General features: G+C 39.6%; 12 protein-coding genes. 5 read left to right on the top strand and 7 right to left on the bottom strand.

Annotation, left to right across the window (positions count from 1 at the left end; translation table 11 throughout):
• The first annotated feature begins 74 nt into the window (after positions 1-74).
• Positions 75-1448 (top strand): oxygen-independent coproporphyrinogen III oxidase, encoded by a 1374-nt coding sequence (gene hemN / locus C7Y70_RS11785; protein ID WP_135475053.1) that lies wholly within the window; start codon positions 75-77, stop codon positions 1446-1448.
• A gap of 59 nt (positions 1449-1507) precedes the next feature.
• Here hemN and C7Y70_RS11780 read toward each other — a convergent pair whose 3' ends face one another.
• From C7Y70_RS11780 to C7Y70_RS11770, 3 genes are all read right to left on the bottom strand, one after another.
• Positions 1508-2023 (bottom strand): DUF2489 domain-containing protein, encoded by a 516-nt coding sequence (locus C7Y70_RS11780; protein ID WP_099295390.1) that lies wholly within the window; start codon positions 2021-2023, stop codon positions 1508-1510.
• Entirely contained in the window at positions 2020-2610 is a 591-nt protein-coding gene (gene yihI, locus C7Y70_RS11775; RefSeq protein WP_135475052.1) for a Der GTPase-activating protein YihI, read from the bottom strand. Before yihI ends, C7Y70_RS11780 begins: the two co-directional genes overlap by 4 nt.
• 735 nt (positions 2611-3345) lie before the next feature.
• Complete coding sequence (locus C7Y70_RS11770) at positions 3346-3978, bottom strand: c-type cytochrome (RefSeq protein ID WP_099295392.1); 633 nt, start codon at positions 3976-3978, stop codon at positions 3346-3348.
• 282 nt (positions 3979-4260) lie between these two features.
• Here C7Y70_RS11770 and yihA point away from each other — a divergent pair, with 282 nt between their 5' ends.
• The gene (gene yihA / locus C7Y70_RS11765) at positions 4261-4917 is read left to right on the top strand and encodes a ribosome biogenesis GTP-binding protein YihA/YsxC (RefSeq protein ID WP_099295393.1); all 657 of its coding nucleotides are present in this window, start codon (positions 4261-4263) and stop codon (positions 4915-4917) included.
• On the opposite strand, the gene C7Y70_RS11760 is transcribed toward yihA, so the two are convergent.
• From C7Y70_RS11760 to polA, 3 genes are all read right to left on the bottom strand, one after another.
• A complete protein-coding gene (locus C7Y70_RS11760; protein WP_135475051.1) occupies positions 4914-5438 on the bottom strand; it encodes a DUF1285 domain-containing protein in 525 nt (174 codons plus the stop codon). The two genes, yihA and C7Y70_RS11760, sit on opposite strands and share 4 nt — an antisense overlap.
• 128 nt (positions 5439-5566) lie before the next feature.
• Positions 5567-6154 (bottom strand): YceI family protein, encoded by a 588-nt coding sequence (locus tag C7Y70_RS11755; protein ID WP_135475050.1) that lies wholly within the window; start codon positions 6152-6154, stop codon positions 5567-5569.
• 514 nt (positions 6155-6668) lie between these two features.
• Positions 6669-9404, bottom strand: coding sequence for a DNA polymerase I (gene polA, locus C7Y70_RS11750; RefSeq protein ID WP_135475049.1), 2736 nt, complete (start codon positions 9402-9404; stop codon positions 6669-6671).
• Positions 9405-9959: 555 nt separating this feature from the next.
• Between polA and elbB the strand changes: the two genes are divergently transcribed.
• From elbB to C7Y70_RS11735, 3 genes are all read left to right on the top strand, one after another.
• Positions 9960-10610, top strand: a complete 651-nt coding sequence (gene elbB, locus C7Y70_RS11745; RefSeq protein WP_135475048.1) for an isoprenoid biosynthesis glyoxalase ElbB — start codon at positions 9960-9962, stop codon at positions 10608-10610.
• Positions 10611-10808: 198 nt separating this feature from the next.
• The gene (locus C7Y70_RS11740; RefSeq protein ID WP_099295398.1) at positions 10809-11201 is read left to right on the top strand and encodes a cytochrome c5 family protein; all 393 of its coding nucleotides are present in this window, start codon (positions 10809-10811) and stop codon (positions 11199-11201) included.
• 189 nt (positions 11202-11390) lie between these two features.
• The gene (locus C7Y70_RS11735; protein WP_135475047.1) at positions 11391-13970 is read left to right on the top strand and encodes a diguanylate cyclase; all 2580 of its coding nucleotides are present in this window, start codon (positions 11391-11393) and stop codon (positions 13968-13970) included.
• Here C7Y70_RS11735 and rep read toward each other — a convergent pair whose 3' ends face one another.
• Complete coding sequence (gene rep, locus C7Y70_RS11730; RefSeq protein ID WP_099295489.1) at positions 13971-15989, bottom strand: DNA helicase Rep; 2019 nt, start codon at positions 15987-15989, stop codon at positions 13971-13973.
• Positions 15990-16073 lie beyond the last annotated feature (84 nt).

Raw genomic sequence — 16073 nt, 5'->3', positions numbered from 1 at the left:
TTTTTTGTTGTAGATCAATAACGCTTCACTGCAATTTTTTATAATGACGCAAACTGAATATAAAGGTGCGCGTGATGATAAATTTACCCAAGTGGGACCAAAGCTTAATAAATAAATACAATGTATCAGGGCCAAGGTATACCTCTTACCCGACAGCTTTATCCTTTAATGAAGGTTATCAGCAAAATGACCTTATTGATGCTATAGCGTCTTCATCTAGCAATAGCTTGTCTTTATATATACATATTCCGTTTTGCAGTCAGCTTTGTTATTACTGTGGCTGCAACAAGGTGATTACACGCCATCAATCGAAAGCCGACCTTTACCTAGATTACTTAGAAAAAGAAATCATCGCGCAAGCACCACTTTTTAATCATTATCACGTTGAGCAACTTCATTTAGGCGGCGGCACCCCTACATTTTTAACCGCCGAGCAAATGACTCGTTTAACGACCTTATTAAACCAGCATTTCAATTTTACTGACGATGCTGAACGAGGGATTGAAATAGACCCCCGCTCGCTTGCTGACGGCATGCTTATTCACTTGCGCAGTCTAGGCTTTAACCGCGTATCATTTGGCATACAAGACTTTAATGATGCAGTACAGCTGGCGGTTAATCGCCCGCAAAGCGCTGAAGACGTGAAAGGTCTTATAAGCCAAGCGCGTGAATTAGGTTTTTCATCGATTAATGCTGATATGATTTATGGCTTGCCACTGCAAACACCTGCAAGTTTTAAAGAGACAATAGAGCAGCTCATTGAACTGAGCCCTGATAGAGTGTCCGTGTTCAATTATGCTCACTTGCCTGATCGTTTTGCTGCACAACGAAAAATAAAAGACGCAGATTTACCAAGCGCTCATGGCAAACTTACCATGTTTAAAAATACGCTTGAGCAAATGACAGAGGCTGGTTATCAATTTATCGGTATGGATCACTTCGCAAAAGCTGACAATGAGCTTGCTGTTGCACAAAATAATCAACATTTGCATCGTAATTTTCAAGGTTATACAACCCATGGAAATTGTGACTTATTAGGTTTAGGTGTGTCATCAATTTCACAAATTGGTACCTCTATTTTACAAAACCAAAAAGAATTAAAGCATTACTATAGTGCCTTAGAAAACCAAGCGGGTTGTGCTGTCATAAAAGGAATGAAATTGAGCAGTGATGACGTGATCCGCGCAGATGTTATCAAGCAACTGATCTGTCATTTTGAACTTGATATGCAACATATCGCTGCAAAATATCAATTAGCATTTGATACTTACTTTGAGGATTCGTTACAAGCATTAAAGCCATTACAAGAGGATGGCTTGGTTACTATAGAGAATCATCGCATTACCGTTACCGCACGGGGCAACTTATTTATTCGTATTATTTGTATGTGTTTTGATGCGCACTTACAACAACAAATAAGTGCCACCCGGTTTTCTCGGGTCATTTAGAGAATAATAAAAAAGCAGACCTAGGTCTGCTTTTTTAATGCATTCATTGATAGAGTCGCTTAGTTAAAAACCACGTTCTCACTACCAGGAGCCGCTTTAAACTCCTCGATGATCTTTTTACAGTCCGCTTTAATTTGAGCTGCATGCGTTTCTTCTGCACGCCAACGGGCCGTATCTTGTTTGAAAATTTCTTTTTTTGAATACTTTTTACGTGCATCGTGAGTTGGCATTTCTTTCACCACTTCATACATTGCAAAAATACCCGGATAGCGAAGTGTTAAATCACTCTCTTGTGCAAAACTGTACTGCGACATTAACACCCATATGCGTAAACTGCCCTCAGAGAACTCACATTGCTCTTGCTCCATAGCACGGGCAATTAGGTGAATACTATCAGCAAGCTTTGCATTACGCTCCATACGCGATTTAGCAAGCTGTTGTTGTTGCTTAGCTTGCTCCTTCGCTATTTGCTCGTTTTGCGCTTTGAGCTTATAGAGTAGTTGCCCTGCGTAAAACGCTAGCCCTGCGATGATCACAGCGCCCACACACAGAGCTAAGACCATCATATTCATTATTTATCATCCTCATCATCTAGCCACTCATTAGCTAGATCGTTTGACAAGTATTGATCAAAATCACTATTGCCTTGATCTTCATATTCTTCATCTTCAAAGTCGTCTTCTGGCTCATCTTCAATGCCCAGAATTTCGCATAACACTTGATGACGATCTATTCGGCTATTAAAGTATTTAGCATCTTTACCTGTTAGCATTTCACCTTGCTCATGGCGCTCAACAAGCTTTAACAAGCGCTCATCATTCTCTAATGCTTCAAGCTCTTGCGCTGGTGATAACTCTGGCTCAGTGACTTTGACAAGCTCAACCTGAGGCTTTAGGTTGCGTTTCAATTCAACTACTGGCTCAGGCGCTTTAGCAACTAAAGGTACAGGCTTTTTACTGCCCACACGCTTGTCTTTATTCTGAGGATTGCTACTTTTTGTTTCCTGATCGAGCGCATCTACGGCGTTACGAGAGCCCGGTTTTGCACCTTTGTGCTTTTTAACGCGCTGCTCTTTCAAAGCACGTATTTCCTTTAGCTTGTCTTGACTCAAACGAACCGGTCCGTTTGATGGAATTTTACGTGATTTTTTCTTTCTACTCATATCTTGATCGTCTCACTTAAGAGGTTTTGAACAACACACACTATGGCGTTGCAGTGCTGGCCTTGCCAGAAGAATTCGGTCAGTGCTGAATGAGGTTGGGTTACTCGACTACTAGCGCACTTTTTCGCTCGCTATTGTAACAGGACAAATAAAAAGGCGGTAGAGAAAACATCTCTACCGCCTACTAATCTGAGCGCCATAATTCTGGACACTTCTCCCTTCGACTTTTTAGTCTTTATTATTTTTATTATTGCTGTTCCATTTTGTTATTGTTATTACCTTCCCTGTAGCATTCCATTTTATTGTTATTATCAAACTTCCATGATTTTTTATTATTCTCGGTCTTCAATGACACTTTTTTAGTATTTCCTTTGAGTACATCAATCGATGTAAATCCTCAATATTGACGCTAACTACTTTCCTTATAGCTAAATCCATTTTGTTTTTATTGTTCGTTGCGACAGGGGATAATTTACGCATTAATAATTTTGTTACAACTAATTTATATATTTTTTCTTACAAGAAACAAGTTGAAACATTACCAAGGTAATAATTTACAATAACTTACGAAAAATTTGAAAATAAAAATAAGACTTTACTCACACATGACTATGGTCAATGTCTTACAAAGTGACGGGGGAAAAACGATGAATTTTAGATACAAAAAAAGCAGCGTGAGCTGCTTTTTCGCTAATATGTAGTTTAGTACTAGTTAAAAAACCAGTCTATACTACTTTAGTGTAGTCCACCTAGGTACTGAGAAAGTACTTCAATATCTTTGTCAGTTAGCTTTTTAGCTATATCTTGCATCATACCGTTTAGGTCATTGTTACGACTGCCATCACGAAACTTTTCAAGCTGCGATTTTATGTAACCTGGGTGCTGAAACGAGATCTTAGGAAACTTAGCCAGTGAAGAGCCATTACCTCGTGGGCCATGACATGAAGCACATGACGGAATGCCACGCTCAGCATCACCTGCTTTATATAGCATTGCGCCTACTTCAACTACATCTTTAGGTGTTGACCCTTCAGACATATTCAGTGAAGAAAAGTAAACCGCTATATCTTTCATGTCTTGATCACTAAGAGGCATTGCCATAGCGCTCATAACAGGATCCATACGACCCTCTTTACCGCCAGACGTCATACCTGATTTGAACTCGACTAATTGTTTATAAATGTAATCTGCGTGTTGACCTGCAATCTTAGGGTAGATATTAACCGGCGCATTACCGTCTGGGCCGTGACAAGCCGCACACGTTGCTGATTTTTCTTTACCTGCGTTTACATCGCCATCAAATGCTGTTGCGTTGCTTGCTGACAACGCACCAAGCAATATAGTTAAAGATAGTGCTATTTTTTTCATGGTGAATTCTCTGTTTCCGACCCTGTATCATCTACAATATGGATGTTGCGATTTATATATTCTACACGATAATAAATTCTCTGGCACGTTTTCTACTCATATTAAACTTATAAATTATAGGGTTTTGACCTAGATTAAGCTTTATTCACATGCTTTTGCTTTATTTGAGACACTTTTGTTGCCTTAAATCCGCTTTTTAATGTGTTGGTAATAGTATAAAATACGCGCCCTGAGTAAACTTAGTTTACTTTTTATTCTTTTTCACTGTACTTAGGAAAGCCTGTGCTTAAATCTCGTATCAAATACAACACTGCGTCGTTCGTTACCAGCGCTCCAGATATCACTAAATTACCTGCTGATACGGGAATTGAAGTTGCTTTCGCGGGTCGTTCCAATGCTGGTAAATCAAGTGCATTAAACGCACTAACCGATCAAAAGCTAGCACGTACTAGTAAAACACCTGGTCGCACGCAACTAATTAATACCTTTGAATTAGCAGATGTTGATGACATGCGGCTCATTGATTTACCTGGCTATGGATTTGCCAAAGTACCCATTGAAATGAAAAAAAAATGGCAAAAGTCATTAGGTGAGTATTTACAAAAACGCCAAAGTTTAAAAGGTATTGTGGTACTCATGGATATCCGCCACCCACTAAAAGATCTCGATTTAGATTTAATTAACTGGGCTATTGGTAGTGATATTCCGGTATTAGCGCTTCTAACCAAAGCAGATAAGCTCAAGCAAGGTGCTCGTAAAGCACAAGTTCTTCAAGTACGCCGTGAATTAAGCAATCTTGAAGGTGATATTACAGTCCATGCATTTTCATCTTTGAAAGGTACGGGCTTACCTGAGTTGGCTAAAAAGCTAGATGAATGGTACCTAGGACCTGTTGTTGCAGTTCCACCGAGTAATGATACACCCGACTCAGAGGCTTAATTAGCCAAGTAAAAGCGCTGCGATGCGGATTGAATGAAATAGCCTTGCTCATCCGCTTGTGCTATTTCTTCTGCCCATTGATAAAAAACACTTCGCGTTACTCGTGCACTACACCCATTCGGCAATTGTAAATACGGTACTTCATTACCTTGATAGTCTTGCATTATTAAAGGCTGCTCAGGGGTTACTAACCACACTCGCTCAAGATTATCAGTACAACATAATACGTCACCCTGCTCTGTTTGTTCATAACGCCAACTCACAACCATAAACGGTGCATCAGCAACAGTTATCGCAATCTTTTCTGCAGGTGTTTTTAAATAAAATGCTCCCTGCTCTTTACATAAGACAGACGCAAACAACTTTACCAAGTTCAATCGCGTTATCTCGCTGCCTTGATAGTACCACTTTGCATGGCAATCTATTTCAATCGGCAATGAACCACACAATGAGGGATGCCATTGTTCAAATGGCTTACTGGGCTGAGATAACAATGCTGCTAAATCTGAAACTGACTGCATAAATTACCTTAACAATAATAAAAATTGATTTTTTACCATATGCATTTGTATTGAACAAATGCATATATACCCAAACCAGCTCAATAGGCCGAATTCAGCGTTTTACAGGGGCTTGGGTATACTACATATTATTGCGCTTTTTCTAGGGTGAGTGAATAACTTATAGGCACAGCGCTGGCTATCGCAGACAGCCCTGCTAGTTTTTGTAGTGTTGCAATTCCCTCTGTAACAGAAAAATCAGCCGCATTAATAATCAAAGGCGATAAAGACGAGACTGTTATATCACCATCTTGAGAGACATTTACTAACACGTCTGTGCTGATCTGTTTTTGTTGTCCATGAAAGTTAAGCTCAGCTGAAACTGCTTTCAGTGTATGCTGGCCAGTCTTAAGCTGGGGCAGTTGCTTACTTAAATCCGCACGTAAAATTGCTTTTGGGAATTTGGCGGTTTCAAATACAAATTCAGTCATACGCTGGTTGCGAATTGGGATCATTGTCTCCACTGATGCTAGATCGATATTCACTTTAAAGTTGCCTTGCTCAGATAGTGAACCAGATACAGCATTAAAATAATGTACTTCAGCGATACTACTATTCTTGATTGAAACAAAACTCACTTTGCTTTTATCGTTGTTTAACTGCCAATCAGCATGTGCGGTGTTGCTCACAAATATACTTGCCAATGAAAAGCCTAATACAGCAAAAGATTTAACCACGACACTATCCTTTCAAAAATGAAAATGAGGTCAAATGGTATCACTTAAACACTTTAGTGCAATAAATAGTGCGGCGGAAACACACGTTGAAGACAAGAAAAAACGGCTCTGTAAATACATACAGAGCCGGTATAGCAAACTGGGGAGAAGCTATCAATAAGTTGCACCCTTTCGAGTGCATCATCAACAGGATGTCCTACAGGATGAGGACGGCGCGGACTTTAGCAAATCAATTAGCATAAATAAACTAAATACACTGACCAAATCGCATAATTGATAAACATATAACGTAACCTACAAAATATATTTTATTTTAACATTTAAATAACACTGAAAATGAGTGAAATTTGTTCTACTTATCTGGATAGAACATATACTCAACTGTTATTGGTGACTCACTAACAACACCTAAAAACACAATAAAACCACGCTTTTTAGCGCCGTATTCTCAAACATAAAAAAGCGCGGCCAAATTGGCCGCGCTTTTTATAAGCTCATTCACTAATCGCAATTACTAGTGCGCTTGTTCCCAGTTATCGCCGGTGTCGGCTTCAACAATCAATGGAACATCTAATTTAGCGGCATCAGACATCAACTGACAAATTTGAGCGGTGTATTGCTCTGCACACTCCGCTTTAATTTCAAACACTAATTCATCGTGTACTTGCATCAATAGTTTTACCGTATTGGGTGCTTGCTCATTGACCCACTTGTGTACAGTGAGCATCGCCTTTTTAATGATGTCAGCAGCAGTACCTTGCATTGGTGCATTAATAGCTGCGCGTTCTGCTCCTTTTCGACGAGCGCCATTACGGGCATTGATTTCTGGTAAATGTAACCGACGTCCAAAAATAGTCTCGACGTAGCCATTCTCAGCAGCTTTCTCGCGTGTTGATTCCATATAATCAAGTACACCAGGGAAACGCTCAAAATACTTATCAATATAATGCTGCGCTTCATGACGTGGCACATCAAGTTGACGCGCTAAACCAAATGCTGACATGCCATAAATTAAACCAAAATTGACCGCTTTAGCTTTACGACGCATATCTGTGGTAACGTCTTCAAGCTCAACACCAAATACTTCTGCAGCAGTTGCACTGTGTACATCGAGGCCATTAGCAAAGGCGTTTAGAAGCCCCTTATCTTGCGATAAATGCGCCATTATACGCAGCTCAATTTGGCTGTAATCGGCCGCAACTATTTTATACCCATCAGCAGCAATAAAGGCTTCACGGATACGACGCCCTTCTTCTGAACGAATTGGAATATTTTGCAAGTTAGGATCGGTAGAGCTTAATCGCCCTGTTGCTGTAACAGCTTGATGGTAAGAAGTATGAACACGGTTGGTTTGTTCATTAACCATCAGTGGCAATTTATCGGTATAAGTCGATTTAAGTTTAGATAATCCACGATGCTCAATAATAACTTTTGGTAATGGATAATCATGCGCCAGCTCTTGCAATACCTCTTCAGCAGTTGACGGTGCACCTTTTGGGGTCTTTTTAATTACAGGCAGTTCAAGCTTTTCAAACAATAACACTTGGAGCTGTTTCGGTGAACTTAAGTTAAATGGTTCGCCGGCAATTTCAAACGCTTCTTTTTCAAGCTCTATTAATCGCTCACCTAAGCGTTGACTGTGTGCTGCCAGCATTTTACTGTCAATGGCCACACCTGTACGTTCAATATCTGAAATAACGCTTACTAAGGGTAATTCAATTTCTTCAAAAACTGATTTTAGTTTTTCATCTGCTTCAATTTTAGGCCAAAGTACTTGGTGTAAACGCAAGGTAATATCTGCATCTTCAGCAGCATAAGGCGCTGCTTTTTCAAGTTCTATTTGATTGAACGTTAACTGCTTTTTGCCTTTACCTGCGATATCTTCAAAACTGATATTCTTATGCCCTAAATACTTAAGCGCCAATGAATCCATATCGTGGCGTGTACCGACGCTATTAAATACATAAGACTCTAGCATCGTATCGAACTTGATCCCGTTTAATTCAAAGCCTGCATTCGCTAACACACTCTTATCATATTTGAGGTTTTGACCGACTTTGGCTTTATTCGCATCGGCTAAAATAGGACCAATTTTAGCCATTACGGTTTCAACCGATAGCTGCTCTGGCGCATCAGGATAGTCATGTGCCACAGGTAAATAGAACGCTTCACCTGCTTTAACTGCAAAGCTCATCCCCACTAACTGCGCCTGCATATAGTCTAAGCTTGTTGTTTCAGTATCAAAAGCAAACAGCTCTGCATCATTTAATTGCTTAACTAATGTATCTAACTGCTCGGCTGTTAAAACCGTTTCGTAATGAGCTTCTGCCACTTTAGGCAGTTCATTGGCTTCACTTGGTACTGCTAGGTTTGTATCGGTATCTTTTGGATTATCAAGTAGCTCTGCTAACCAACGGCGGAATTCACATTCACCATATAATGCAATAAGTTCATCACGATTAGGCTCTTGCAGCTTAAATGTATTTAAGTCTGATTCAACCTCAACATCGCATTTTATAGTTGCAAGCTCATAACTTAGCGGTAAGTGATCAACTGCCGCTGCCAGTTTTTCACCAATCTTGCCTTTTATCTCACCCGCATTATCTAATACGCCCTGTAATGAACCGTATTTTTGTAACCATTTAACCGCTGTTTTTGGACCACAGCCATCAACACCTGGAATATTATCAACCTTATCTCCCATTAAAGCTAAATAATCGATAATCAACTCAGGGCCAACACCAAACTTTTCAACAACCGTAACAGGGTCTGAAATGCTATCTGTCATGGTGTTGATCAAGGTAACGTGCTCATTTACCAGCTGAGCCATATCTTTGTCACCAGTAGAGACAAGCACATGTCGCTTCTGCTCAGTTGCGATACGGGCAAATGTACCAATCACATCATCCGCTTCAACACCTTCGATACTAATTAGCGGAAACCCCATTGCTTTAATGATGCTATGTAATGGTGCAATTTGCGTACGCAAATCGTCAGGCATAGGCGGTCGATTCGCTTTATATTCACTGTACATATCATTTCTAAAGGTTTTACCTTTGGCATCAAAAACAACCACCATATGCGACGGATCATATTGTTTGATCAAGCTTTTAAGCATATTGATCACGCCATAAATTGCACCTGTTGCTTCTCCTTTAGAGTTAGTTAAGTGCGGAGGAGAATGATAAGCACGAAATAAGTAAGAAGAGCCATCAACTAAAATGAGTGGGTTTTCTGGGATCTGAGCCATGGTGTAATTGGATCCTAAATAAAAGATAAACAGAATTATGATAAGCATGCCATAAGGCAAAACATAAAACGACTGTGAATTAGTGAACTAATTTTTTAATGATAGAGTAAGTTGTGGATAACTTTGTAGATAACAAGCACAAGAAATTCTTCCAAAGTAGTTAATACGACCTAGAAATGATATAAGTGTTTGTTTTTATATAAAAAGATAATACGACGTTCTTTTTTATTATTTTTTGGCAAATGTGGAAAAGCAATTTTAACTCTTTTACATCTAGCCTTTTACACGGTTATTTTTTACCCTTCTAAATAACCGGACGAGCATTCTACCACAATGGATCAAAGATCATAGTGATCCTTTATAATTTTTTCCTCTTATAAGAGATCAATAAAAGTATATGCCCTGATTTTACAATGCTTAAATAAGATTGAAGGCGCTACTTTCACAAAAATTAATTTTAGTTGCATGCTAAACTCGGGTCTGTTGACCTTTCAAGATTAAATTTGCAAAGGTCAACAGACCCTAAGCAATATTCGCAAAAGGAGAACCTCTATAATGAAAAAAATAGCAGTCATTTTATCAGGCAATGGTGTGTACGACGGCGCAGAAATAAATGAAGCAGTACTAACCCTACTGCATATCGCAAAAGCCGGTGCGGCGTATCAGTGTTTTGCACCAGATATAGACCAAATGCATACTATTAATCATTTAAACGGCGAGCCAATGGATCAAAATCGAAACGTATTGATTGAAGCTGCGCGTATTGCAAGAGGCGATATCAAGCCACTTACTGAGCTTAATGCAGAACACTTTGATGCAGTGATCTTACCTGGCGGATTTGGCGCTGCAAAAAACCTCTGTGACTTTGCAGTAAAAGGAGCTGAAGCACAGCTTCAATCTGATATCAAAGTTGCTTGTCAGCAGTTCGCATCACTTAAAAAACCTGCTGGTTATATCTGTATTGCTCCCGTTATGATCCCACTAATTTACGGTGCAGGCGCTAAAGCAACAATAGGTAATGATGCTGATACAGCCGCCGCAATCAATACTCTTGGCGCAGAACATATTAATTGCGCAGTTAATGATATTGTTGTCGATAAGCAGCATAAATTAGTAAGCACACCCGCATACATGCTTGCAGAATCTATTTTAGAAGCGGATGCCGGGATCGAAAAGCTCGTTACAGCCGTAATAAATATGTGTTAATCCAAATAAAGCAGCTAAAACCGCGATCAAATTAATGATCAGTAAATCGATATTTTTTGCGTTAAAGCAAAAAATGTCGATTTTTCAAAATAAAAACGACTCACAGCGTTTTATAAATTGTAGCTAAGCGTTATAATCGTTCTAAATTCCGTCATCTATCGTGATTGATCACGTTCAAATCGAAGTGAGCAAGGCAAAATGAAAAAACTATCAGCAGCATTATTATTGCTAGCAACCACCGTAAACGCACAAGCATATGATAACTCTATGACTGAAGATGCGATCAAAAAACGTATCGCACCAATCGGTGCAGTATACTTTGAAGGCGATAAAGCCGCTGCTGCTGAAGTACCAGCAGGCCCTCGCTCTGGCGAACAGGTGTATCAAGCCTCGTGTTTTGCATGTCACGGAACAGGTGCACTAGGCGCGCCTAAATCTGCTGATGACTGGGCTCCTCGCCTAGCTAAAGGTGCAGAGACATTATTAGACCATGCAATAAATGGCTTTAATGCGATGCCACCAAAAGGCACATGTATGGATTGTTCTGATGATGAAATTCAAGCAGCCATCACATTCATGACTAAAAAGTAATACTTAATTACCAAATAAAATAAAAAAAGCTGAATTTATTCAGCTTTTTTTATGTGCAATGAAATATAAATACATACTTTATGATTGCTAATTATTATTTTTCTCTAATACTATTATCTACTTGACGGTAAGCATAAAAAATGAAAATATAAGGACAATAATTATACAATAATAGATGGTTCAACATCAGTGGAAGATAAAGTAGCTTTACTCAAAAAGCTAGAGCACAAAAACGCACGTTTATCCGCCTTAGTAAAAAAGTATAAGCAGTCCCACCATTTACAACATGCACTGATACAATTATCAGAGCAGGCGAGCAATGTTGCAGAATTGACGCTACTTTATCCTGCTATTCACGATATTCTTCAAGATTATGTTCCAAGTAAAAGTTTCTACGTTGTTTTATTAAATCCATTCACAAACACATTAGAGCTTTCTTACTTCGCTGACGAAAAAGACGGCATTGCCATTCCCCTCAATCAAGATCACAATTTTAGTCAAGGTGTTACAGGCTACGTATTCAAACAGGGGAAAACAACCTATTTCCGCGGTGAGGAAATGCAAGCGGCTGCTGACGAGGGCGCGTTTAAAGTGCTAGGCACACCCGCTGAGCATTGGGTGGGCGTACCTGTTTATCGTAACAAGCAAATCATTGGCGTATTAGTTGCGCAAAGCTATGATAAAAAACAAAATTATTCAGATCAGCAGATTGAGTTGCTTGAGGTTATGTCGATGTACCTCTCGACTGCTATCGAACGTGTTAAGAAACGTGAACTACTAGAATCAGAAGTTAAGATAAGAACTCGCGCATTAACACAAAGTAATGAAGCACTTAATTTAGAAGTAGAGCAGCACAAAAAGACCCTCGAGCGTCAGCATATTTTATTTAAAATATCTGAACTGGCAACGCAAAGTAAACAAATTGAAGAAGTCTATCAGCAAGTCCACGAGATAATAAAATCAATAACATACGCTGATAACTTATACATTGCACTGTATGACAAAGAGTCTGCTTGGCTAACATTTCCGTATTGCATAGATGAGTTTAGTAGTAATACCAAGCCACGTCCCTTTGCTAAAGGCTACAGTGAATTAGTGCTAAGCACTGAGCAAACTCAACTTCTAGATACTAAACGCTCTGAAAAACTCATTGCGCAAGGTGTTATTGAGCGACCTGAAAAAGTACCCGCTAAGAAAACCGCAACAAGTTGGTTGGGTGCTCCACTAAAAACATCCCAGGGCGTAATTGGCTTGATTGTTTGTCAAGCTTACCAAAATAAGCATATTTTTAATCAAGATGATTTTGAGCTAATTACGTTTGTTTCTCACCAAATAGCCACGGTATTACAAGCACATTTAGCACATCAAGCGCTTAAGCAAAGTAATCAAAATCTTGAGCATCGTGTAGCAGAAAAAACAAAAGAAATTCGCCAAACCAATATGCATTTACAAATGCAAATTGAAGAGCGAAAGAAAATAGAGCAACAGCTATATCATGACGCTCATCATGACTCATTAACGGGTTTACCTAATAGAAGCTTGTTTTTAACCCAGTTAGAAAAAACATTACAGCACAATCAACGTTTCCCCGAACAACAATTTGCAGTGCTATTTATTGATTTAGACAAATTCAAAGATATCAATGATCAATTAGGTCACCAAGCTGGCGATCAATTTTTAATTGGTGTCGCTGAGTCTTTCTCGCAATGTATTCGTGAGCATGATTTATTGGCGCGCTTAGGTGGCGATGAGTTTGTTATTTTGTTGACCCACTTAACTGAACGTCAACAAGCTGAAGATGTTGCAAAACGCATTATTAAATTAATGAAAAAGCCGTTTTGCATGAAGGGAATATGTGTACAAAGTGGTGCCAGCGTAGGCATTACATACTCTAAAGTTGGCTATAAGCACACTGATGAAATTATCAGAGATGCGGATGCCGCAATGTACTATGCCAAAAATGCAGGCAGAAGTCGGTTTGAGTTTTTTCATCCACTACTTAATGCGGGCTCCAATCCACATGAATTTGAGGCTAATCATCATTTAGATACTCTACCTATGCATTTTCGCAGCTCAGAGATAATCACATTGGATGAGAAATTCCAGCCCGAAGTGCTGATTGAAGCATTTGGTGAACACCCAGTTCTTGGCAGTACAAGCTTTGATATATTGAAAAAGTTTACAGCGGATAAAGCACAGCAACTAGAGGTTGAATTACAGCTTTTAAACCAAGTTTGCCAACAAGCAAGCGCAGCTAAACTAAATCTTGTATTAGTGCCTTGCTCGGCCTTATTACTAGAAAAAGTCGAATTTCAGTCACTGTGTTTAACACTCAATAACCAAACAAACAAAAAGCAATTGTGCTTGTTATTTAATGAACAAGAGATTCGGTATGCATCTGCAGTGCAAATCAATAACCTCAAACAATTAAGTAAACTTGGCTTTGCGATTGGTTTAAATGACTTCGCTAAAGATCGCTGTGAATTAAACTTACTCACCGAGATTGATTTTAACTATGTGCTACTCAGCTCAACATTTAGCAAACGTGTACTGCAACAACAAAGCTATGATTTGCAGTTACAAGGCGTATTAGCGATTACTAAAATTAAACAGATAAAAGTCATCGCAAAAGGCCCCTCTATTTTAAACTTTAGGGCTCTGTTAGACACCCACGGCCTTTCGCTTTTTGTTGGTAAACAGCACGCAATGACAATACCAGCTGAAAATACTTTAACGCCAGATGATGACGCGGAACAACAGTTAAACTGATTAGTTTGGTTTTTTTAGCATTGCCCGTAAGTTAGCAACTCGGGCTTGGCCTTTTTCCATTCGCTCGGCTTGGGTATTGGGTGCCTTTTTGTTTTCAAACGCCAAATCATCTTGTGGCAACTCTTGAACAAAACGACTTAACTCAGTTTGTGATGTTTCGCCAAATTGCCGGCGTATTTTCGCATAGGTCATGGTGAGCTCTTGTTGTGCACGCGTGATACCTACGTAAGCTAAACGTCGTTCTTCATCAACATTTTCTTCATCAATACTCACTTGATGCGGCAGCAGGCCTTCTTCCATCCCTACCATAAATACGTACGGGTATTCGAGGCCTTTTGAGGCATGCAGTGTCAACAGTTGCACTGCATCACTTTCATCTTCCTCTTCGTTGCGCTCAAGCATGTCGCGTAATGTTAATTTACTGACAACCTCAGCGAGTGTCATAGGCGGGTTATCAGCATCCCCTGTCAACATGTCAGTGATCCAGCGGTATAACTCAGAGACATTTTTCATCCGCATTTCAGCTGCTTTGGCACTTGGCGATGACTCGTATAAATAGGCTTCGTAATTAATTTGCCTGATCAAATCTTTTACCGCTTCGAGTGTATCACCCCGTACAGCATTATCAGACAACTCAACCACCCAACGCGCAAACCCTGCTAACGAGTTTAAGCCGCGCCCTTTTAAGCGATAGCTAAGATCGTTATCAAAACAGGTGGCAAATAAACTCGCATGCTTTTCATTCGCTAATGTGCCAAGCTTTTCAAGAGTAACCGTGCCTATTTCTCGGCGCGGTGTATTAACAATACGTAAAAATGCATTATCGTCATCTTGGTTCACTAATAAACGCAGGTACGCCATGATGTCTTTAATTTCAGAGCGTGAGAAAAACGACATACCACCGCTAATTTTATACGGAATACGGTTACTCATTAATGATTTTTCAAACCCACGAGCCTGATGATTACCCCGATACAAAATCGCATAATCTTTATAGCTAGTGCGTTTCATAAACTTATGAGAAATAATTTCCGCCACAACCCGCTCAGACTCATGTTCTTCATCACGACAACCAATCACTTTAAGTGGCTCACCATAGCCAAGCTCACTGAATAGTTTTTTATCAAACTCATGAGGGTTATTGGCTATTAAAATATTAGCGGCTTTAAGGATTCGCCCCGCGCTGCGATAGTTTTGTTCAAGCTTAATAAGCCTCAGGCCTGGAAAGTCTTTACTCAGTAGTACAAGGTTTTGTGGACGAGCACCACGCCATGAATATATCGATTGGTCGTCATCTCCTACCACCGTAAAGCGCGCGCGTTCACCCACTAATAGCTTTACTAACTGGTATTGGCTGGTGTTGGTATCTTGGTATTCATCCACCAGCAAATAACGAAAACGTTGCTGCCACCGTTCACGAGACGTGGCATTAGTGGTTAATAACAAAGTTGGGATCATGATCAGATCATCAAAATCCAGTGCATTATAAGCGCGTAACTGTGTTTGGTAACGAGCATACAATTGAGCGAATAAGGCCTTTTGTGGCTCTTTGGCCTCGCGAATTGCTTGCTCAGGTAGGATGAGCTCATTCTTCCAGCTGCCAATTTGCATTTTCAATAAATTAAGTAAGTCTTTATCTTTTTTCAGCTCATCTTCTGTCAAATCACCTAATAGCTGATTCGTATCTTGATCGTCAAACAGTGAAAAACCAGGTTTAAAACCTAATGTTTTTAATTCTTTTTTAATGATTTCAAGGCCGAGTGTATGAAACGTAGATACCCATAACCCTTTTGACTCTTGCTTACCGAGCGTTTGCATGACTCGTTCACGCATCTCTTTGGCTGCTTTATTAGTAAAGGTAACTGCGGCAATATTGCGTGCTTGATACTCACACTTTTGCACTAAGTAAGCGATTTTATTAGTAATAACTCGTGTTTTACCTGAGCCTGCTCCTGCTAGCACCAAACACGGACCACTAATATATTTTACCGCTTCATCTTGTTTAGGATTGAGTTTCATAACGACCAAAGAGATTGCATTAAAGACGGGCAATTTTAACGTAATCACTACAATACGCCTAGCCAATAAGGTAATATTATAGCT

The organism is Pseudoalteromonas sp. KS88 (genome assembly GCF_004766475.1).
In the GTDB taxonomy this organism is placed as follows: Bacteria; Pseudomonadota; Gammaproteobacteria; order Enterobacterales; family Alteromonadaceae; genus Pseudoalteromonas.
This window is presented reverse-complemented; position numbering and strand designations above follow the sequence as displayed.

Bases quoted from the DNA above. Each gene is read 5' to 3' on its own strand.
- C7Y70_RS11760 (WP_135475051.1), bottom strand. From the start codon at position 5,438: ATGCAGTCAGTTTCAGATTTAGCAGCATTGTTATCTCAGCCCAGTAAG.
- hemN (WP_135475053.1), top strand. From the start codon at position 75: ATGATAAATTTACCCAAGTGGGACCAAAGCTTAATAAATAAATACAAT.
- yihI (WP_135475052.1), bottom strand. From the start codon at position 2,610: ATGAGTAGAAAGAAAAAATCACGTAAAATTCCATCAAACGGACCGGTT.
- rep (WP_099295489.1), bottom strand. From the start codon at position 15,989: ATGAAACTCAATCCTAAACAAGATGAAGCGGTAAAATATATTAGTGGT.
- C7Y70_RS11740 (WP_099295398.1), top strand. From the start codon at position 10,809: ATGAAAAAACTATCAGCAGCATTATTATTGCTAGCAACCACCGTAAAC.
- polA (WP_135475049.1), bottom strand. From the start codon at position 9,404: ATGGCTCAGATCCCAGAAAACCCACTCATTTTAGTTGATGGCTCTTCT.
- C7Y70_RS11770 (WP_099295392.1), bottom strand. From the start codon at position 3,978: ATGAAAAAAATAGCACTATCTTTAACTATATTGCTTGGTGCGTTGTCA.
- elbB (WP_135475048.1), top strand. From the start codon at position 9,960: ATGAAAAAAATAGCAGTCATTTTATCAGGCAATGGTGTGTACGACGGC.